The organism is Candidatus Melainabacteria bacterium, from assembly GCA_003963305.1.
In the GTDB taxonomy this organism is placed as follows: Bacteria; Cyanobacteriota; Vampirovibrionia; order Obscuribacterales; family Obscuribacteraceae; genus PALSA-1081.
On the sequence record RXJR01000001.1, the window covers coordinates 528,780 to 548,534 of the forward strand.

The window sequence follows — 19,755 nt, forward strand, 5'->3', positions numbered from 1 at the left end:
CAGAGAAATCTGCCGCTTTTTCTATGATCAAGCCGCCGTTCGAACCAAATATTCTTCTGCTCCTGGCCGCCTGCGGGCTAGTTTTAGGACTGTCCGCGCCGGGGTTTGGACAGTGGTATCTGGCATGGTTCGGTCTTGTGCCACTACTTCTAGCAGCCACATCCAGCAAAGGACTGTGGCAGGCGCTCTTGCGTGGATTCAGCTTCGGTCTTAGCTACAACCTCACCTACCTGAACTGGTTTCTCAACTTGCAGCCGCTTGACTGGCTTAACTTCAACGGCTGGCAAGGTTGGCTGCTAGCCGGCACCGCCTGGGCATTTGTGGCGACGATACAGGGGGTCATAGTCGCAGTCTTCGCTGCGGTAATCAGCAAACTACCGTTGACTGGAAGTATCATCCCCACCAGGCTGGAAAATTCCTGGCGTCTGCCGGCACTAATTACGGTGCCGGTGGTCTGGGTGTTGATCACTTTCTTCCTCGGTAATGCGCACGATCTGCTGGGGGTGCCATGGTCGATGCTCGAGTATTCCCAGTACAAACAGCTGCCTCTCATTCAGATTGCAAGCATCATAGGCGGTGTCGGGTTGGGATGTCTGATTGCCTTGAGCAACACAACGATTGCATCGTACATTGCCACCAGTAGCGAGAAGTTCAAGGGCAGTTCGCTCAAAGCAAAAGATAAGCGCACCGCCATCATTCACATTGTCGCTCTAGCGGCCATTCTGCTTGGCACCATCGCCTACGGCTTTCAAAGGCTTTCCGCGGCCAACGCAGAAGAAACTCTCACCGTCTCGGTTTTGCAGGGCAACATCAACATTGAGATGGAGCGCACTAAGCATCGATACAGCTTAGACGAACTGCTGATTCGCTATGCAAGAATGCTTGAGCAATGCCCTCAGGGTTTGATCGTATGGACAGAAAACGCCCTGCCCGCTTATCTCATCGATCAGGTCGGCGCTGTCGCTGACCTGGCTGGGTTCGCTAAACGGCACCAGTGCGACATGGTAATAGGAGCCATGTACCATGACCACGATCACACACCCTTCAATTCCGCCTATGGTATTACAAGCAGTGGCGAGCTGGTCAACGAAGTTTACAGCAAGCGCTATCTGGTGCCATTTGGAGAATACACTCCCGCCTCAGTTCGCAACCTGCCTGAATGGATATTGCGCTTAACAAACACTCCAGCAGGCGGCGGTTTCGGTTCAGGCAAGACGGCTGTAGCTCTGCCGTTAGCATGCGGACAGGTGGCCCCCTTGATATGTTTCGAAACGTTATCACCAGAACTGTGTGCCTCAAGCGTCAGAAAAGGCGGACAGCTACTCGTCAATATCAGCGACCTGGCGTGGTTTCATCGATCGATGATCGGCGAGCAAATGATCGCCTTTTCAGTTTTCAGGGCAGTCGAGAACAGACGCAGCTTTGTTTTTGGAGCCAATACGGGACCCTCTGCTATCATTGACCAGAACGGCAGGATAAAAGAGCTGTCGGGACAGGAAAAAGATCTGGTCCTTACTGGAAAGGTAACCCTTTCGACTGAGCTGACCCCTTTTACTCACTGGTTCATCTTTTAAGGTTTTTCGTTTTGAAATCAACACAGCTCCAGCGCAAGACAGCCCCTGGCCTGATTGCCACTTTGACATTCGTTGCCCTCCTCTCCAGTTACAGTGCAGGCTGGGCAAAAGATTCAAAAGAAACTCCTGTGAACGTCAGCGCCGACGCCAAAGCCGGCACTGCAGGCGAAAACGAAGATAAGAAGAAGCATCTGGCTCGCTCGACCTCATGTTTCGAGGTTGCCGCACCGAGAGAAGTCATATGGCTGACATTGACCAACTTTTCAAAGTATCCTGACCTTTTCAAGCGCATCAAAACATGCCGAGTGACTAAGCGAGAAGGCGATCTCGTATTCATCGAAAGCATGATGAAATCCCAACTGTTCATTAAACCGTGCCAGCACACCATCAATGACCTTGGCAAGGGTCCCGGAACGCTCAAATGGAAGCTCCTCGATGGTAACTTCAAGTCCGTAGAAGGCATCTGGACGCTGGAGCCAGTCAAAGACGGCGACCACACCAGGGTCACTTACACAATCGAAGTCGATCCGGGCATCGTGCCGCAGGGAATCTGCTCGATGTTCATGAAAGCCATTCAGAAAGAAGCTGTCGCATCGGTCACTTCAGTATCTGAATCATTTTTTGCAGAGCGCCGTGCAGCCAATGAGCGCTCAACTAACAACAAAGGTTAGAGAGTTACTTTCCGCTTCAAGGCTCCAGACTCCGTTTCAAGGACCGGACTGGACTTGTGACATCTAAACCCGAACTGGACCTAAGCAGGACTGACAGGCTTACCAGGACGGACTACTGAGCCTTTGCCAACTTTCATAGCCGACTTAATTTCAACGACCACAGTATTGCCCGAAACAGACTTGAGGCGCCCCATGGCAACCTCGCCCCATCTCTGCGATGAAGGTGTCATTCCTTCGCCTTGCTGCATGATCTTGATGCTGTCATCGCGCGTATTTTTCTTTTCGAACTGACCTTCAATTTGCACAGTCACTTCGGTCGCACCCATCTTGACTTTGGGTCCGGCTTGCAAAGTGCCCTTACCGCAAGGGGTCCAGATCTGGTTGAGAGTATTAGTTCCCGCGCCCCACTCATAGAGTGTTACCGGTTTGCCAAGCCTGATCATCGCGCACCTCAAACAGTAGATTCACCGCCCAAAAAAATAGCACAATACCGCTCGCCGTGTCGCTTAATACGTATCCATAATCCGTTCGAAACACTGATCGAGAGCAATCGGTTTTGCGGAAAAGCTCGTCTCGAGGGCATTGCTGTCAGTAAAAGAATTGGCCATGATCAGTTTTACAACGTCCTCATTGATAGCAGAACCAGGCACAAGCCTGGTTAGAGCCGCCGATGCTTTGGCAACCGTGGGTGTCGGTACGTTAAAGGTGGGGCCTCCGATGCCAAGCTCAGCTCTCACCTTTTCCATAAATTGCATCATGCTGTAAGTTACCGGCCCACCAAGATCGTACGTCTGCCCGGCGCAATCTTTTCGATAGATGCTGTCGACAATACAGTCGGCAACGTTGTCGACACAGACAGGCTGAATCTGGTTCATCCCACTACCCAGAACCGGCATGCACATGCGAAATTTTATCAGCGGCATCAGTACATCAAGAAACGGAAACCTCTCACCGAACATGTAAGAAGGTCGAAACACCGTCCAGTAATGCTCAGCCTCTTTAACAATCTTCTCTGATTGCCACTTAGTATTGAAGTAAGTGCTGGCAGCAGTGCTTGACGCACCCAGACAGCTGACATGAATGAAGCGCTGCACCCCGCGTCGCTGCGAAGCGTTAACGAGATTCTGCACAGCATTGACATGCAGATCCTGCAAATCAACATTTTTGCTCGGGCGCATCGAACCAACGATGTTGATGATGGCAGTGCAATCGACCAACGACGAGAGAACGGCTTCTTTATCAGTAACGTCGGCCACTGAAATATCCACGCCGCGATGACGGAGGTTTTGTATAGATGCGTCTTTCCAATCACTTGAACCGCGAATAAAAAGCTTGGTCGGATACTTCTTATCGACCAGACGCCTCAACACCTGGCCGCCGAGCAAGCCAGTAGCACCAAGCAGAAGTATCATACGACTAAGTCCTGATAGGGTCTCAAACTAGGGCCACATTCCACCGACACGCCCGCCGCCGATACCCATCCTTATGCCACTGCCACCGATACCATAGGAACTGCCATAAGGTGAGAAGCCATTACCGAACCCGTTCATACCCATGCCTCCCATACCGCCCATTCCATATGGATTGTAGCCATAGTTGGGTTGTACGACACGGCGCCCGATCACCATTCCGCTGGTTGGATCAATCAAGTTGCCGGAATTCGGGTCCATCAATAAGCCCGTTTGAGGATCGGTCATGAGATTCCCAGACATGCCGTAACCGGTGCTGAAACCACTACCGCCACCAAGCATGTTGCCCAGCGAATTCATGATCTTCGATAGCCCGCCGGAGCGCTGCGGTGCAGGTTTAGGCATATTACCGGCGCTGGCCATGTCGGGGAAGTCTGGATCGATATCAGCATCAGGAGACTGAGCAACGCGTTGATTTTTCACCATACTCGGTGCCGAAATAGGAATGATGCTGACGAGATGACTGACACGGTCCGGCAAAGGCTTGCCCTGCCAGGTCACCTTGTCTTTCGGAATGATATTAGTTTCCAACCTGTCAACCCGCACGGGCAGTGGGTCTTTCGTGTAAGTCTTATTCAAGACTTCCTGCTCGAGTGCCGTTACTTGTTGATTCAACCCCAGACCGGAAGACATATCCGGCACCGACTGTGGTGCAGGCTGATAAGCGGTTGACGGGCTCTGATAAGCCGTGCGAGGTGGAGTGCTGCGCTGATAGCCACTGCCTCCAAAACCGTAAGATCCCGAAGCACCGGAAGAACCGGTTGAACTGCCACCAAAACCATATGCGCCGCTGGCGCTTGGTGAGGAATAAGCCGATGATGAGCCGCGACCGTAGCTGCCACTGCCTGTGAACGGAACATCTTGATCGTCTGAATTGCCGGAACGATTGGAGCGATTGAAGGCGCTGTTCAGATCGTTGCGGAGGTCACGCCCACTGAAGCTGCGTCCGTCCGCTCCCGGCGTTGATGAAGGAGCTCTGTGCTGCGCCGTAGGTGGTGGCATAAACGTATCATCATCGTCAGCCCAATCGGCACCGGCGGGCACCTGCTTGGTTATATCCACGCCGGTTCTGCTTTTCAGGGCGTCAACCCGATCGCTCAGGTCGGTACTGCTTGATGGTTTACCGAATACTTTCGTCTCCAGCCGCGCCAGACGTTGATCGACTGGCTCAGAAGCAAACTCTTTACCGAGAAGCCGCTGCTCCATTGCTGAAACTTGAGGGTATTTAGTGCCGTCAGCAACAGCCTGAGGTGGACGCGACTTGCTCGGTGGAGCCATCGGCACGTCTTGCGCGTCACCGGCCGCGGTTGTGTTGCTGCCACTTGCAGCCGCGGGCACGTCGGGCACGCTGTTCAAGCCGGGAACAGCCTGAATCAACTTGGAAAGCCTTTCGCCGTCAGGACCGCTTTTGGCTTCACCGAAAACCATCTTCTCAATGCGTTCAAGACGCTGCGGAAGAGGGTCTTTCGGATAAGTATGCTCAAAAAACTTCTTTTCCAGCTTCGGTACATTCGGGTCGGCACTATCGGCATCGGCGGCGAAGCAAGGCATTGAAGCTTGCCAGAAAGTAGCGACAAGCGCAAACTGCATTGCCAGTCCAATCGTACGAGCTAATAGTTTCTGATTCTTACCCTTCATTTTCGTCGTATGTCGAGAGATGAACAGAGCCGGGACCTCTACTAAAGATTACTCACTTCCAGGCATTGGATCATTGGTCAGAAGTCATGAACGCTTATTTTGGTCGGCTTTCTCTGTCATCTTACCACGCGTCAAGTGCCACAGATTCCTGGTTTTCACCAGGTTTTCCAGCTTCCATAACGGTGCAAAGAGAGAGCTAATCTCAGCAAAATTTGGTAACCGGGTTAAGTTAACAGACGAGCTATCTATTCCATTGTTTCCGATGTCAAGACAGGCAATCCCGGCGCAATTCAGATTATGCTATGGCAGGAACAATTGATATCGCTGCATGGAGCAGCGCTATACGCGATTCGCCCGGAGAGGATAAACATGGCAACACGCTCTGCTACTAGTGGTGGAAAGACCAAAAACGCGATTCTTCTGGATGGGCACAAACTGACTCTAGAAGACCTGGAGGCAATCGCTAAAAACCGCATCACGGTAAAGCTTTCCGACCAGGCCATCAAACAACTCAACAAAAGTCGCGCCGTTGTCGAAGAAATGCTCGAGAGCAGACAGGTGGTCTACGGCATTACCACTGGATTCGGCAAATTTAAAGATGTCTACATCGACCCCGAAGACAGCATGCAGATGCAGAAGAATTTCCTCGTCAGTCACGCTACAGGCGTCGGGCGGCTGCTCGAACGTGAAATAGTCAGGGCTTCCGTTGCTTTGAGGGCAAATGCCCTTGCTAAAGGCTTCTCCGGCATTCGCGTCGAAGTTGTTGAACTGCTGGTGGAGCTGCTCAACACCGGCGTACACCCTTGCATTCCGGAGAAAGGCTCGGTCGGAGCAAGCGGCGATCTCGCACCGCTGGCTCATCTTGCTCTGGTTCTAATTGGTGAGGGCGAAGCTGAGGTGAATGGTGTTGTTTTGCCCGGCTCTGAGGCTCTGGCCAGTCGAAACCTTGAGCCCGTAACGCTTCTGGCCAAAGAAGGCCTGGCTCTCACCAACGGCACTCAGATTATGGCGGCCATTGGCAGTCTGGTAGTTCTCGAGGCCGAACGACTGGCAAAAATGGCTGACATCATCGGCGCTATGTCACTGGAAGCGCAGCTGGGATCGAGAAAAGCCTTTTCAGAGTTAATTCACAACACTCGCCCCCATCCAGGACAACTGGCTTCGGCAGCCAATCTTCGTAAGCTTCTTCAAGATTCGGCTTTGATGGACAGTCATGCCAATTGCCCGATGGTGCAGGATGCGTACTCTCTGCGCTGCATGCCGCAAGTGCATGGAGCATCGCGCACAGCATTCGCGCACGCCCGCCACGTGCTGGAAATAGAGATTAATTCAGCCACCGATAACCCGCTCGTTTTCGATGATTGTGTCCTATCCGGAGGAAATTTCCACGGGCAGCCTCTGGCGCTCGTGATGGATTACGTGGCAGTGGCATTGGCAGAACTGGCAAATATCTCTGAGCGCCGAACAGAGCGCCTGGTTAATCCGGCGCTGTCGAACGGGCTGCCGGCTTTCCTGACTCGCAGAGGCGGGCTCAATTCAGGTTTCATGGTCGCCCAATACACAGCAGCGGCTCTGGTTTCCGAAAACAAATCTCTAGCGCATCCGGCCAGCGTAGATTCGATTCCGACATCAGCCAATCAGGAAGATCACGTCTCTATGGGCACAATCGGAGCGCGCAAAGCGCGTGAGATCATGAAAAATCTCCGTCACGTACTGGCCATCGAATTGCTTTGCGCCTGTCAGGGACTTGATTTGAGAACCAGTGCGTACGTAACGACAGACGACAACGACATGCCTACTTTTTGCCATGATACTGCCGGCATGCATCCCGGCACAGGTGTGAGAGTGGCTTACGATTTTGTTCGAAAACATATTTCTCACCTTGCTCAAGATCGCGATCTGAGCGTCGATATCAAATTTGCCGAACAACTGATTGCATCCGGAAGTCTTCTGGAAGCGGTTGAAGACGAGATAGGTCCTCTCAACTGATCTGTTCTTTATTGTTGAAAGTTCGTTGATCATTTGTTGAAAATTCGTTGAAAGAAGAATCTGGCGCGAAATACGCCTGCTCAAGTCAGCGACCGAGTGGCATAATGGCAAAATGAACATGCCAAATTTTAGACCAAGGCTGAAGCTCATTCACAGCGCACTGATACTCGTGTCAGTGCCCCTGCTATTTGGATTCATCATCGCCTGCGGTCTCAATTCAGAGCTGCAACAATCATTCTTGCAACGACGAAACATTGAGCGCAGCGCCATTTCGTCAGTATGCATAAGCAAACTTGCAGGAGATTGCCTCAACTTCAAAAGCAATCTGTTGGCAGCGGAAAACAATTTCCAGATCGACAAACTTGAAAAAGACAGACTGAACAACTCTGTTAAACAGCTGCATGCCGATGTAGATAAACTCATAGAGCTGAGCAAAAGCAACAAAAATTATGAAGAGATGCTGTCGGACACACTGCCTGTAGCAACTGAATCACTGAAGACAATCGATCAAATTTCGATTCAATCGAACCAGGCAAATAGCGACAAAAACAAGCAACTTGCAATCGAACTGGAAAAGGCGATCGAGAGCTTGAATAAGTTGGTTGAAAAACATGCTGCCGCACTGCCAACCGACCCGAATGCAGCCAAACTGCACGACAGAATGGTGCAACAGTTTCTAGCCTGGCTTTTGGCGGCAAATATTCTGGTCTGCCCCCTGATTGTTTTATACTTCAGCCAAAATGTAGTACGACGGCTTCTCGTGCTGGTATCGAATGCGGAGCGGTTGGCGCATAATAAAGAGTTGCTCGAGCCCGTCGGTGGAGACGATGAAATCGCGCACCTGGACAAAGTTTTCCGCCTCATGGCCAATACCATCACAAGCACGAGAGCTGAGCGAGAGGAAGCCGAACGTGTAAAGAAAGAGTTCGTTGCGATGATCGGTCACGATTTACGCACGCCACTGAGTTCGGTGCAAGGAACACTCACACTCCTGGCAGATGGCGTATATGGCGAGATCTCGGAAGTGGGAATAAAAAAAGCACGAGTGGCTGAAAAAAGCATCGAGAGAATAACTCATCTAGCAAACGAACTGCTCGATATAGAGAAGATCGAAAACAGCAATTTGAAAATCGAGCTTGAGCCTGTCTCTCTTCAGTCCGCGGTCAACCGCTCAATCGCCAATCTGGAAGGATTTGCCGTCTACAAGCAAATCGCAGTCGATTTTGCCGGCACCGATCTGGAAGTCATGGCTGATGAAGACAGGCTCACTCAGGTGCTTGTCAATTTACTCTCAAACGCCATCAAATTCTCACCAGACGGCAGCAAAATAACCGTTACGGTCAAACAGATTGATAACGGAAAAATAGAACTGCGTGTCAACGATCAAGGCAGAGGCATTTCGCCGGACAAGAAAGAAGAAATATTCGCCCGCTACAAACAAGTTGATAAGACAGACGCTAAAAATGAAAGAGGAATCGGACTGGGACTGGCAATTTGCAAGGCGATCGTGGAGAATCACGGTGGAGGAATTGGAGTCGACCCAAACCCGAACGGCGGTTGCTCTTTCTGGATTACGCTCACTCAAGCCGCTCAGCAATCGATTAAAGTTGAAAGTCGTGAAACGGTTATGCAGAAACCAGTGTAGGCAAAACAGAAGCTTGAACAACGCAGAAATTCAGACCCCGTCTAAGCAAGGTGAGTGATGGCAAAAATTCTTGTGGTTGAAGATCACAAAGAATTGTCCGACCTGATCAGAGACTCTCTGACCGCCAACGAATGCCTGGTAGACTGCGTTCAAAGCGGACCGGAGGCACTCAATCAACTTCGCCTGTACGAATATGACCTGATCATTTTGGATCTCAATTTGCCCGGTCTGAGCGGCATCGACGTTTGCAGAACGTTCAGACAGCATGGGGGCAACACGCCTGTGCTGATGTTGACGGGAAATCGCACCATCGATGACAAAGAGTTGGGTTTTGAAGCCGGTGCAGATGATTATCTATGCAAGCCATTCCACTTTCGAGAACTGGTCCTGCGTGCCAACGCGATGATACGTCGAGGTGTCGGTCAGGCAGCAAACAGCAGCATATTGACAGTTGGAAACATCAGTCTCTATATCAAAGAACACCGCATTACGAAAAACGACATCGAAATAAATTTGCTTCCCAAAGAATTCGCCTTGATGGAATTTTTTGTCAGACATCCCAATCAAGTCTTCAGTGCAGAAGCTCTCATTCAGCGTGTCTGGCCTTCGACGACCGATTCTTCACCAGAGACGATTCGGTCATACATAACTCGCCTGAGAAGCAAATTGGGAGCGTCCGAAGACGATCCCGTCATTGCCACTGTCCATGGTGTAGGCTACAAGCTCGTCACTTCACACCCATGATCGGTGCCAGCATCATATAAGTCGTGTAGATCGCCGGTCCTAACATTGGTACGAGAATCAATGGCATGACAAATATCATGATCACGGGCACCATTTTCACAGGCACTTTCGCCGCCTCTTCTTCCTTTTTGCGCTTCAAACGATCTCGAATCGCTTGCGCCTGTTGTTTGAGCGGAAAGGAAATGTCGGCGCCCTTCTGCTCAGCTGCGACCAGTGCTGCGGCAAGACTGCTCAACTCATCAACACCACAGCGATCTGCCATGTTGCGAAAGGCTGTTCCGGCAGTCTTGGCAAAGACCTTGACCTCCTGAATCAACTGTTGCATCTCGGCACTGATGATGGGGCAAGTGTCCTCAGTCTCCTTGCTGATCTTCTCAATGGCACTGAGTAAACCAACACCGGCTTGAGCACAAACAAGCATCAGGTCTATTACCACCGGTAGTTCGCGCAAAATTTGCCCCTGCCGATTTTTGGCTCGGGAAGCCAGGAAAAAATTCGGCAGCAGCCATGACATGACAGCAGCAGGAGCAGCAAGCAAGAGAGCCGCAGCATTTCCGGGTGCGCAAAAAATACAGAACAGCAAACAGCAGCCCGTCACTAAAACGCGTATGCCCGCATAGGTAGCCAGGTGCGCCTCGCTGCGGTAGTTGGCGACTGTCAACAATGCCAGGGTACGCGCATCCATGACTGCAGGAAAGGCGCGTAATGTGGCGTCGCCGATGGCACGACAGAAAAGCAGTATGGTCGAGTCTTTTGGCTGGATAGTAGCCAGTTCGACTGCCGCCCTACGGGGGCGCACGCGCACTGCATAACTCTCGACATACTGAACGAAAAGCGGCTGCACTGCAAGCAGCGCGGCCGCCAGGACAACAGCGAACAACAAAAAGCTAAGACTGAAATACCACATCTTTTTTCCTCGAATTGGAAAGCTCTGGGTGCTTTTCGCATCGTAGAAAAAGGATGCTGAAGGATTGCTTCAGACTTGTTGAGTTTTCGTTGAACAGCTTCTATGCGGGGCGCAGAGAATCCATTTCGGGATCTCCAGGCCTAGTAAGAATCCATCCTTCTCGCCGAATAGCTGGATTATTGTTTGCCAGCTTCTTCTTTTTTGACTTTCAACTTCTTCCAGTAAACGGCAAGACCGATGATCGCCAAAGGCATCGCTAAGACGCATGTCAAAACTAATGGGCTGTTAAATGGTTCCGGCATGATTTTGATCTCCCCTTAAAAACAACTTCAGAAACTAGAGAACTTCTAACAACTCTACATCATCAAGCTACCCCACTCAACACTAAACGACATGAGGCAGTAAGCTTGAAGCAAACTCTGCCAGAAAACATCAACCGGAAGCTTATTCAGGAGGTTGTCATGAACGTGTTATTTGTATGTCTTGGAAACATTTGTCGCTCGCCCATGGCAGAAGGCATCCTCAAGCAGCTCTATAAAGAGCGGGCAATCACAGGCAATGTCGAGTCTGTCGGACTTATGGACTGGAACGCCGATAAAGCGGCCGATTACCGCGCCATCGCCGTTGCTCGAGAAAATGGACTTGACATTACTTCGCATCGAGCCCGTCAGATCCGGAAAGATGATTTGGATCGCTTCGACATCATCTTGGCTATGGACGGGCACAATATTCGACTTCTGGAAAAAATTGCCAGCCCTGAGCACAAAAATAAAATCAGGCTTTTGCGGGGAGTCGGCGACATTAAAGATCCGTATCAGGGGACCGAAAAGGAATTTCGCGAGGCATTCAAGCTCATTAAAGAGTCTATTGAAAATTTAGTTGAAAAGTATTAGCACCGAATGTGATACCTGGCAAGAATTTGGGCATAAGGACAAAATTTTGGTCAGCAGATTAGCCGCTTCAACCAGTGTTTCCGCTGGATGAACTGCAGCAGATTGACCAGGCACAAATAAACGGGTCAGAGTTTCAGCCGCGAATAATTCGCGCCATACACTCAGCTAGTTCCTCAGGTGTACAAACGAGGATGTCCATCCCGGCTTTCCGGCATTTTTTTGCCGTCTGCTTGTTGTACTCGGGACGGGCATTGAAGCCAAGCGCTCCCAGCCCGATCATGCGGATGCCGGACTGAGACATTGCCAGCACCTGTCGAACCAGATCGTTTTCGGGACGCCCCTCGTAAAAGTCAGTGATCAAAACGACAATCGTTCGAGCCGGTTCTCGTGCCAGCTGTTGACTGTATTGCAAAGCAGATGTGATATCAGTACCGCCACCCAAATTTATGGACAGAAGAACGTCTACAGGTTGCCCCACCTGACCGGAAAGATCAACGACCTGTGTATCGAATAAAACCAGTGATGTTTTTATCGATGGCAGTTCAGCAAAAATAGAAGCCATGATGGCGGAGAAAATTGCCGAATCAAGCATCGACCCAGACTGATCGACAGTGACTATTATGTGCCAGGGGCGCTTTTTGCGTTCAGCGGCGAAAAAATACAATCTATCGACAAGCAATCGTCTGTGCTCAGCACTGTAATTATGCAAATTGCGTCGTATTGTCGTTTTCAAATCCAGATTTCGATAGACCTTGCGAGGCGAATGCCGATCGCGACGAATCGCACCCGAGATTGCCTGTTCAATCTGTAAACGCAACTTCTCCTTCACTTGATTGACGACTTTATCGATCAGTTTTCTTGCCAGAACGCGAGTCTCGGGATTAAGCAAATGCTTGTGCGTCAGCAAAGTTTTGACAATGTCGACGTTGGGCTCGACTTTATCCAGCAGCTTTGGCTCATTGAGGATCTCATTCAAACCGCGCCGTTGAATGAGCTCTTTTTCCAACACTTCCCGTGCTTTATGCGGAAAAAGTTCCGTTACCTGGTCAACCCAGTTGGGCACAGTCAACTGAGTGCGTCCTCTACCGCCCTGGCGAGACTTTGCCTTGCCGCCCCGATCACCGACCGCACCCGTGCCGGCACTTTCACCATCATCGCCAAACAAGTAACCCAACAGAGGAGCAACAGCAGAGCAATCATCATCACCACTACATGCGATACCATGCTGCTCGGCTGATTTACCGAGCACCAGCCGCCAACGGGCGAGAGTATGTCGTTCGCTATCGTTCAGATCTGTCATTTAAAAATCCCATTTAGACATTATTTGGGCAACGCGACTGTCGATTTCGACTATCATGGCGGCGCCTTCAAGCGAGGTGCGCAATTCCATTATCGAATCCGAATCCTTCAGACCATAAAGCTTTGCCACGGTATCTGCAACGCTCTCTTTCTGCGAATCATGCAAGCGTTCAAAGGCAGCGCGCATTTTAGGAGCCATAGTCAAGAAGGGCTCCCACTCAGAGACGCGCAGCAACTCATCTACAGCCGCGATCAGAGAACTGGCTCCCAACATTATTGAAGTTCGCGAAGCTGCCATGATTCCATCCAGGAAATCACCAGCCGTAATCATAATTTCGACAGGCGCCTTTGCCAGCGCTGATAATTCCCGCGCCAGATCTTCTGTCGAGTTGATTCGCATTTCAGTCAGCACGCCCAAAAACACACCACGCAGAAAAGGCACGTCACAGAGATTGGCGGCATTCCTCACGTGCTCGACAAAAAGATCCTTATCAAGTTCGGGTCGATCTCCACGCTGAACTATTTCTGCGATAGTGAGCAGCCCAGACACAACAGCCGCTTGCTGCTCTTCAGGCACGGCAATTGTTTCAATGACTGAAAAACAAGCCCGGTCAAAACAACGCTCGAGCAAATCGTCGACAAATCCTTTGCGCAGGTTTCGATAAATCGCGTATCGTTCCAAAATGACCAGGTTAGATAGCGCTTGTGCCAGTGAAGGGAATCTGTTGTCGCTGTCTATAGCGCTGCCCAACACCTCCTCCACTTCTTGAATAATGTTGGGCAGGTCCATGTGAATAGCGTCAACGAGCAACTTGCTCGCTTGACCAGCATTAGTCTCCTCAAACGCCATCATCTCGCGAAAGCGGGCCATCGCGGCTGATTCGATTGTGTCACCATAAAGGTTGCGTTCAATCAATTTAGCTTCGACGTTGGGCGACCACTTCAAGCCCCAGCGTTCCATAAAGAGAGTGCCGCCTGCAAAATCTCCTGATGGCGCTTCAAGAAGATTAGCCAACCCGATCTCGAGCCAACCGACTCGATGAAGAAAAATCGATTGTTTATTCTCGAGTTCTTTTCGCTTGTCAATCTTGAGCTTGATCAACTGCTCTCTTGCCATACATTCATCCAGTTTCAGATCATTCATCTGCTTATAGAAATCGTCGACTATCGGCAGCTGTCCAAGAGCATCTGTGACGCGCCCAATCCTGGTGCCGATGTCGGCATGTGTCATGGCTTTGAGCAAGTGCCCACCCACATCGTCAGGGTCGCCTTTGCAACAACAAGTTATGACGGCGTCATGAATGTCATCCAGTATCGGAGTGGCCCGGCCGCGCAAACGAGCCAGCATCTCGGCATGCTGACAGGTAGAAATTGCATCAGCCGAAGATAACGGCTCGCCCTCTTTGCGCGCTTGCTTGAGAATCGCCACAACGTGCTCTATCAACAAGTCGCGCTCCCGAGAATGACTGCGCAGATCCCAGAGCGTTTGATAGAACTGAGGCGCGCGATTACCCGCACCATAGCCAGACAATTCAGAGAAACGGAAGAAGGAATACGGCACAACCGTTTTATAAACTGTTCCAGCCGGACACTCCGGTGGAGCAAGGCTGTCACAAGCATCCAGAAAGAGATGAAAGCCGCCGCAGATCACCATACACTCTTCCGGCTTCAAATTTTCAGCTTGCATTGTCTCTCGAATCGTCTTGAGCATGAAGCGCTCACGGGCGAGCGTACCGTCGAGTTCCATCTGCTCAGGACTGGCAGTAGCTCTAGAAGCTGCGCAAAACGTAGCCACCTCGCGCCGAAAAAATTCCATATCATCCTGGAAGTCACGAATCTCAAAAAGACTGTCCCAGGCTTCATTGAATGTGCGATATCCGGCTACACCAGCGAGGCGTTGATAGAAACTGCTTTCAAGCATCAAATTTTCCGATCGATTTTTTCCTTCCGGCGCTTTATTTTTGTCGTCGGGCTGCTCATCAGCCGCAGTGTCAGCGGCATCGGGGACTGCACTGGCAGGCTTAATCAGGGCATAGTGCGGAAGGTCCATAAATTTCACAGCGATTCCAAGCTTTTTGGCAAGCAACATCGCTACGTATTCGGGTGAATATGGAAGCAGCGGATACCAGGAAGCGAATCGGGCTGGAATATCAGGAGAGGCGCTGACGATGCCTGAAAGACCAAGCACGTTGTCATCATCACGATAAGAAGTGTAGATTGCAATCGGCGGTCTGGTAGCTGCATCAACAACATAGCGAATCAACTCATTGGCTTCAGCCGGTCCTTCGATGAAAAGCATCTTCGGTTTGCGGCGCTGAATAGCGTCTTGCAAATACTTAGCCACAGTCGGCGAGTGGTGCCTTACCGGAAACCAGAAAAGGGATTCGGACAGCACGCGGTCAACAGAATTTTTGATGCCCTGCACATCAATTTCAATCTGCTCGGCAACAACAGCAAGCGCATCATCAGTGGTGTCAGGAGAAATCTTCATTTTAATGCAGCCAGCATCTCATCATGAAATTCCTGCCATTCTTTATTGCCTGCGGCACGCTTCTTCGCGACCAATACAACATACTCTTTCAGCACAGCCAGGTCTTCCAGATTCTCTTTCACGATCGAACCAGCCAGGTTGCGAGCAACATGACGGGGTGTAATTTGACCCGAACCAAAGAATCGCGCATGCAGTGCTGCGTCAAGTGCGATACTGATAGCTTCTGCGGTCGACAGAGTCGTCGATGGTTTCTTCAAACTGACACCATCTGCTGTTTTACCGTCTCGAATTTCCCGAAAAATCGTAGTTAAGAGCTCGACCACAGGTTCAGGCACACGCACAGGCATGTCATAACGCTCGAGAAGCTCGGTCGAACGCTGTTGCACAACCTGAACTTCAGTTTTCTGATCGGCGATAATCGGAATATAAATGTAGTTGAAACGTCTCTTCAACGCGGCGGAGAGTTCGTTGACGCCCTGGTCGCGGGTGTTAGCGGTAGCGATAATGTTAAAACCGCGCTGTGCCCAAACCATGTTAGCGTCAGGCAACTCCGGAATAGCAACAGCTTTATCCGAAAGGATGGAGACGAGAGCATCTTGCACGTCGGGAACACAGCGAGTAATTTCCTCGAATCGCAACAAGCTTCCATCTCGCATCGCCACCATTGTCGGAGAGGGAATCAAGTTTTGCAGGTTTGGTCCTTCGGCGATGACACGGGCAACATTCCAGGAGTATTTGATATGCTCTTCGGTAGTACCGGCGGTGCCCTGAATAGTGAGAGTAGAATTGCCACTGATGGCTGCGGCAAGGTGCTCAGAGAGCCAGCTTTTCCCCGTACCGGGCTCGCCGACTAAGAGCAAAGCGCGCTCGGAGGCAAGGGTAACAATCGACCGCTCGACGATACTATCGTCTCCGAAAAATTTTCTCGTGATAGGAACATCAACGCTCTTTCCACCAATCTTGGCCTTCAATGTTTTTCCGCCGACGATATAGGTGAGCACCGAGCGCGGTGAGAGAAGCCATGGTTTTGGCGGCGCATCAGGGTCGTTTTGTTTGAGAGCTTCGAGTTGATCTGCATGACGAATCTCAGCCGGTTCCCGTACTTGATCCGGCTTATCGTCGCCGTTGCCACCATTCTTTGCCATGAAAACCTCCTAAAACTTCATCACTTTTAAAAGAGCTGCCGGATCAACATTTCTATCGCTGATATTCATATACTCCGGTCCTTTCGACCCGAAAATAGAGAGCGGCTGCAATGTCAATCGGCACCGCTCGTAGTGCAACAAAGCAAACATTGGTGGCGGAACTTTTACCGTTAACATTCTGTGCAGAGTATCATCAAGCTCCACACCATCCGCACCCCTGGGCACTACCCCTCTGAAAATGACATTCTTGTACATGATCGGATAGGTGTGCTTAAAATCGTTTCCGTCCTCTATAGGCAAATCAATTTTCCAATCGTGCAACACGATTTCTTCTTGCAATTCGATATCCAGATCGAGAGGACCGGGGGGATGCGATTGAAGGCGCTCCAGGGCAGCCAATGGGTCCCAGGTGGCTGTGTATTGCGCCCAATCCTCAAAAATATCTCCTTTAGAAATCGTGCTTTTTTCAAGCAAACTCAATCGCCCGGTGCCTGACTTTTCCAGGGCGACACCAGCATCTTTGATCAAAATTTTTGTGCCCTTCATAAAATCGATAGCCTTGAATTTTTGCTTTTGCGGCAGATGCAGATAGCCTTCAGCAGGAACACCCGCCTCTGGTTTGATTGGAAAAATCGAAGACCAGATCAATTTCTGCCCGATTGGCAGGTGAGCACTATCTGTGCTCAAAACTCTCAAGCGAAAATCAAATGCGCAGAAAGTGTTCGGTACTATTTTTTTGCTTACGCCCAGGCAGACGACCTCCATTTGCCCAACTGGCGTCGAAGAAGGCGTCCAGCTCAAACGCTCGAATTCTGAGTCATTGCCTTCCTTCAGCGCGATGGCGAGGCCTCGACTGATCAGCCAGGCCCGATTGAGGAAAAAAGCAAAACGTTGCCGCGAAAAATCTTCCTGATTTTTTGTGTAGCGGGTCAACTCTTCACAAGCCACCCTGAGCGTGCTTCCTAAGCGCAGTAAGCCCAGCCTGGAGGCTTCCTGAAACGACACATTCAAGGTTTGTCTCGTCGAGTCGGAAGCGGTCGTCAAACCTGTAAGCAGCAGGTCTTCGATGGCTTTGGAAAGTTCCTCAAGCAATGGCGCTAACTTCTGCTTATCGACCTGCCCGATCTTCATGATCTACAGATCCTCACTTTCAGAAAGTACCTGTTGCAGAAGCGTCATCTCGCGTTCCACAGCTTCCAGTGTCACCAACCTCTCAAAAACTCTAAGACTTGCCTGCGCGCGCATCAGGGCTCGCGCCGAGCCGCGATCATCGTTGCGAACTTTCTCGATCAAATCCTCCAGACGTCCTGCCAAATGCGCCGCTCCGATACGATCCAGTTCTTCATGCAGAGCCGATAAAACCTGCAGCTGGTCCGGGCCGCAAGAGCGAAGCCCACGAATCGCCAGGTCTTCAAAGCTATGCTGCAATCTTTCGATTGTCTGCACGACTTCTTGCACTTCCTGCACTAATGCTGCCTCCGCACATTTCTGAACATCGCTGCTTCCCGGCGCAGCTAGAGTTTCTCAAATACTTCATAGCGGCTGCCCGCTTGACCTTCTGAGAATAGATACCCAGCAGATGGGGATAACAAGCGCCTCCGGTAACGTTTAATTTTGCCCCGCCAATAGCAAAACCGAGCCCTGAAAGGACCCGGCTTTACGGTTGTTGCTGACAATTTCAAGTCACAAGACGCTGGTTATCACGGAAGCTTCTAAAGAGCTTTCAGGACCGGCAACTTTCTAACATTTGAGAAGCTCTCGGTGGCTTTTACTAGAGCCGACGACCTGGTCTGTCTTTCCAGTTCGAGAAAACGTCTCATCTGAGCCATGGCTTGCTCCGTATCACCAGATTTGGTGCTGCGACGAATTTGGCTATTGAGAAAGCTCGAGGTTTCTGTGTTAAACATTGCCTTATTCCTTATTTCGCTCTTTTCTTACGTTTTTTCGTAACAACTTCAGGCTCTGGATCACCCATGTCAACAAGGATGGATTCGAGTGTTTGAATCATGAACTTGATCTGGGCCTCAGTGATAATCAGAGGCGGTTCAATTCGAACAGTACGGTTGGAGTTCATAGTTGCCGCAACCAAAACACCGCGATGGAACAATTCAACTTGAACCTTTTCACGAACTTCTTTCGACTGGAACTCCAGACCGATAAGCAGACCGCGACCACGTACTTCGGCAAGGTGCTTGGGGTATCTTTCACACAAGTTATTCAACTCGCGCATGAAGACATTGCCCATAACTGCGGCACGAGCAGGAAGATGCTCTTCCATCAACACTTCGATACAAGCAGAGGCAGCTGTACAAGCGAGCGGATTGCCACCGAAAGTAGAGTTATGGATGCTTGGATTCGGCTCCAGTACCTTCCAAATTTTCGAAGTCGACATGAAGCAGCCAATTGGCATCACTCCGCCGCCCAGAGCCTTGGCCAGACAGAGAATATCCGGCACAACACCCTCATGTTCACAAGCGAACATGCGACCGGTGCGACCCATACCAGTCTGTACTTCGTCGAGGATAAGAAGTACGCCTTTTTTCCTGGTCAATTGACGAACTTTGCGCAAGTAACCAACAGCAGGAACGTTGATACCACCTTCACCTTGAATCGGTTCGATGATTACAGCAGCAGTGTTCTTGCCAATCGCTTCTTCTAAAGCTTCGATGTCACCGAACGGCACATGAGTGAATCCATTCAAAAGCGGTTCGAATGGTTTTCTGAACACGTCTCTGCCTGTAGCAGAGAGAGCGCCCATGCTGACGCCATGGTAGGCGTTGCGAGTGGAAATCACTTCAGTTTTACCGGTATAAAGTCGAGCCAGTTTGAGAGCACCCTCAACGGCTTCGGTACCGCTGTTGCAGAAAAACGAATACTTCAAATCACCAGGCGCGATAGCTGCGAGCTGTTTGGCAAGATGGGCAGCCCAGGGATTGAGCAGGTCCTGACTGTGCAAACAGACTTGATCCAACTGCGCTTTCACTGCTGCGATGACACGCGGGTGACGATGTCCGACGTTGAAAATTCCGTAGCCACCGAGACAATCCAAATATTGTTTGCCGTGGTTATCGTATGTATATACACCTTCGTCACGGAACTCTACGGCACCTTCAGCACCGCACAACTTCTGACCGTAGGCGTGGTTCAAGTGCTCGATTGAATTTTCGAGAGCTTGACCGGCGATAACTTCATAGTGATCTGAACCACGTTGTACTTTGGGAAATCTTTTGACCGAATCTTCTTTTCTATAAAGAGCCATATAAATAACCAGTCCTTTGCTGGGATGGGCG

Annotated in this window: 17 protein-coding genes; 6 read left to right on the top strand and 11 right to left on the bottom strand. The window is 50.6% G+C overall.

Features of this window, described 5'->3' with window-relative positions:
• Nucleotides 1-23: 23 nt before the first annotated feature.
• Both lnt and EKK48_02265 read left to right on the top strand, forming a co-directional pair.
• The gene (gene lnt, locus EKK48_02260; protein ID RTL46180.1) at nucleotides 24-1,574 is read left to right on the top strand and encodes an apolipoprotein N-acyltransferase; all 1,551 of its coding nucleotides are present in this window, start codon (nucleotides 24-26) and stop codon (nucleotides 1,572-1,574) included.
• On the top strand, nucleotides 1,559-2,245 hold the full coding sequence (locus tag EKK48_02265) for a hypothetical protein (protein ID RTL46181.1): 687 nt from the start codon (nucleotides 1,559-1,561) through the stop codon (nucleotides 2,243-2,245). Before lnt ends, EKK48_02265 begins: the two co-directional genes overlap by 16 nt.
• Nucleotides 2,246-2,325: 80 nt before the next feature.
• Here EKK48_02265 and EKK48_02270 read toward each other — a convergent pair whose 3' ends face one another.
• The 3 genes from EKK48_02270 to EKK48_02280 all read right to left on the bottom strand — a co-directional run bounded on the left by EKK48_02270 (nucleotide 2,326) and on the right by EKK48_02280 (nucleotide 5,352).
• A complete protein-coding gene (locus tag EKK48_02270) occupies nucleotides 2,326-2,688 on the bottom strand; it encodes a hypothetical protein (GenBank protein ID RTL46182.1) in 363 nt (120 codons plus the stop codon).
• A 63-nt stretch (nucleotides 2,689-2,751) separates the two neighbouring features.
• Nucleotides 2,752-3,657 (bottom strand): NAD-dependent epimerase/dehydratase family protein, encoded by a 906-nt coding sequence (locus EKK48_02275; protein ID RTL46183.1) that lies wholly within the window; start codon nucleotides 3,655-3,657, stop codon nucleotides 2,752-2,754.
• A 27-nt stretch (nucleotides 3,658-3,684) separates the two neighbouring features.
• Complete coding sequence (locus tag EKK48_02280) at nucleotides 3,685-5,352, bottom strand: hypothetical protein (protein ID RTL46184.1); 1,668 nt, start codon at nucleotides 5,350-5,352, stop codon at nucleotides 3,685-3,687.
• A 369-nt stretch (nucleotides 5,353-5,721) separates the two neighbouring features.
• Between EKK48_02280 and hutH the strand changes: the two genes are divergently transcribed.
• The 3 genes from hutH (at nucleotide 5,722) to EKK48_02295 (ending at nucleotide 9,730) form a co-directional block, all read left to right on the top strand.
• Nucleotides 5,722-7,341, top strand: a complete 1,620-nt coding sequence (gene hutH, locus EKK48_02285) for a histidine ammonia-lyase (GenBank protein RTL46185.1) — start codon at nucleotides 5,722-5,724, stop codon at nucleotides 7,339-7,341.
• 112 nt (nucleotides 7,342-7,453) lie between these two features.
• Nucleotides 7,454-8,986, top strand: a complete 1,533-nt coding sequence (locus tag EKK48_02290; GenBank protein RTL46186.1) for a HAMP domain-containing histidine kinase — start codon at nucleotides 7,454-7,456, stop codon at nucleotides 8,984-8,986.
• 57 nt (nucleotides 8,987-9,043) lie between these two features.
• A complete protein-coding gene (locus EKK48_02295; GenBank protein RTL46187.1) occupies nucleotides 9,044-9,730 on the top strand; it encodes a response regulator transcription factor in 687 nt (228 codons plus the stop codon).
• Here EKK48_02295 and EKK48_02300 read toward each other — a convergent pair.
• Nucleotides 9,714-10,637, bottom strand: a complete 924-nt coding sequence (locus EKK48_02300) for a type II secretion system F family protein (GenBank protein RTL46188.1) — start codon at nucleotides 10,635-10,637, stop codon at nucleotides 9,714-9,716. The two genes, EKK48_02295 and EKK48_02300, sit on opposite strands and share 17 nt — an antisense overlap.
• Before the next feature lie 461 nt (nucleotides 10,638-11,098).
• Between EKK48_02300 and EKK48_02305 the strand changes: the two genes are divergently transcribed.
• The gene (locus EKK48_02305; protein ID RTL46189.1) at nucleotides 11,099-11,530 is read left to right on the top strand and encodes a low molecular weight phosphotyrosine protein phosphatase; all 432 of its coding nucleotides are present in this window, start codon (nucleotides 11,099-11,101) and stop codon (nucleotides 11,528-11,530) included.
• A gap of 133 nt (nucleotides 11,531-11,663) precedes the next feature.
• Here the strand turns inward: EKK48_02305 and EKK48_02310 are convergent, their stop codons facing one another.
• The 7 genes from EKK48_02310 to EKK48_02340 all read right to left on the bottom strand — a co-directional run bounded on the left by EKK48_02310 (nucleotide 11,664) and on the right by EKK48_02340 (nucleotide 19,724).
• On the bottom strand, nucleotides 11,664-12,830 hold the full coding sequence (locus tag EKK48_02310; GenBank protein RTL46190.1) for a VWA domain-containing protein: 1,167 nt from the start codon (nucleotides 12,828-12,830) through the stop codon (nucleotides 11,664-11,666).
• Nucleotides 12,831-15,320 carry a hypothetical protein gene (locus tag EKK48_02315; GenBank protein RTL46191.1) on the bottom strand — a complete coding sequence of 830 codons (2,490 nt, stop codon included), beginning with the start codon at nucleotides 15,318-15,320 and terminating at the stop codon, nucleotides 12,831-12,833.
• Nucleotides 15,317-16,465, bottom strand: coding sequence for an AAA family ATPase (locus tag EKK48_02320; protein ID RTL46192.1), 1,149 nt, complete (start codon nucleotides 16,463-16,465; stop codon nucleotides 15,317-15,319). The genes EKK48_02315 and EKK48_02320 overlap by 4 nt, the downstream gene beginning before the upstream one ends.
• 9 nt (nucleotides 16,466-16,474) lie before the next feature.
• A complete protein-coding gene (locus EKK48_02325) occupies nucleotides 16,475-17,596 on the bottom strand; it encodes a hypothetical protein (protein RTL46193.1) in 1,122 nt (373 codons plus the stop codon).
• 3 nt (nucleotides 17,597-17,599) lie between these two features.
• Nucleotides 17,600-17,932, bottom strand: coding sequence for a hypothetical protein (locus tag EKK48_02330; GenBank protein RTL46194.1), 333 nt, complete (start codon nucleotides 17,930-17,932; stop codon nucleotides 17,600-17,602).
• A gap of 245 nt (nucleotides 17,933-18,177) precedes the next feature.
• A complete protein-coding gene (locus EKK48_02335; GenBank protein ID RTL46195.1) occupies nucleotides 18,178-18,372 on the bottom strand; it encodes a hypothetical protein in 195 nt (64 codons plus the stop codon).
• An 11-nt stretch (nucleotides 18,373-18,383) separates the two neighbouring features.
• Nucleotides 18,384-19,724 (bottom strand): aminotransferase class III-fold pyridoxal phosphate-dependent enzyme, encoded by a 1,341-nt coding sequence (locus tag EKK48_02340; protein RTL46196.1) that lies wholly within the window; start codon nucleotides 19,722-19,724, stop codon nucleotides 18,384-18,386.
• Nucleotides 19,725-19,755 lie beyond the last annotated feature (31 nt).

Coding starts and splice junctions, on each gene's coding strand:
- EKK48_02300 (RTL46188.1), bottom strand. CDS start 10,637: ATGTGGTATTTCAGTCTTAGCTTTTTGTTGTTCGCTGTTGTCCTGGCG.
- EKK48_02325 (RTL46193.1), bottom strand. CDS start 17,596: ATGAAGATCGGGCAGGTCGATAAGCAGAAGTTAGCGCCATTGCTTGAG.
- EKK48_02310 (RTL46190.1), bottom strand. CDS start 12,830: ATGACAGATCTGAACGATAGCGAACGACATACTCTCGCCCGTTGGCGG.
- EKK48_02320 (RTL46192.1), bottom strand. CDS start 16,465: ATGGCAAAGAATGGTGGCAACGGCGACGATAAGCCGGATCAAGTACGG.
- hutH (RTL46185.1), top strand. CDS start 5,722: ATGGCAACACGCTCTGCTACTAGTGGTGGAAAGACCAAAAACGCGATT.
- EKK48_02340 (RTL46196.1), bottom strand. CDS start 19,724: ATGGCTCTTTATAGAAAAGAAGATTCGGTCAAAAGATTTCCCAAAGTA.
- EKK48_02275 (RTL46183.1), bottom strand. CDS start 3,657: ATGATACTTCTGCTTGGTGCTACTGGCTTGCTCGGCGGCCAGGTGTTG.
- EKK48_02270 (RTL46182.1), bottom strand. CDS start 2,688: ATGATCAGGCTTGGCAAACCGGTAACACTCTATGAGTGGGGCGCGGGA.
- EKK48_02290 (RTL46186.1), top strand. CDS start 7,454: ATGAACATGCCAAATTTTAGACCAAGGCTGAAGCTCATTCACAGCGCA.
- EKK48_02315 (RTL46191.1), bottom strand. CDS start 15,320: ATGAAGATTTCTCCTGACACCACTGATGATGCGCTTGCTGTTGTTGCC.
- EKK48_02295 (RTL46187.1), top strand. CDS start 9,044: ATGGCAAAAATTCTTGTGGTTGAAGATCACAAAGAATTGTCCGACCTG.
- lnt (RTL46180.1), top strand. CDS start 24: ATGATCAAGCCGCCGTTCGAACCAAATATTCTTCTGCTCCTGGCCGCC.
- EKK48_02305 (RTL46189.1), top strand. CDS start 11,099: ATGAACGTGTTATTTGTATGTCTTGGAAACATTTGTCGCTCGCCCATG.
- EKK48_02335 (RTL46195.1), bottom strand. CDS start 18,372: ATGTTTAACACAGAAACCTCGAGCTTTCTCAATAGCCAAATTCGTCGC.
- EKK48_02280 (RTL46184.1), bottom strand. CDS start 5,352: ATGAAGGGTAAGAATCAGAAACTATTAGCTCGTACGATTGGACTGGCA.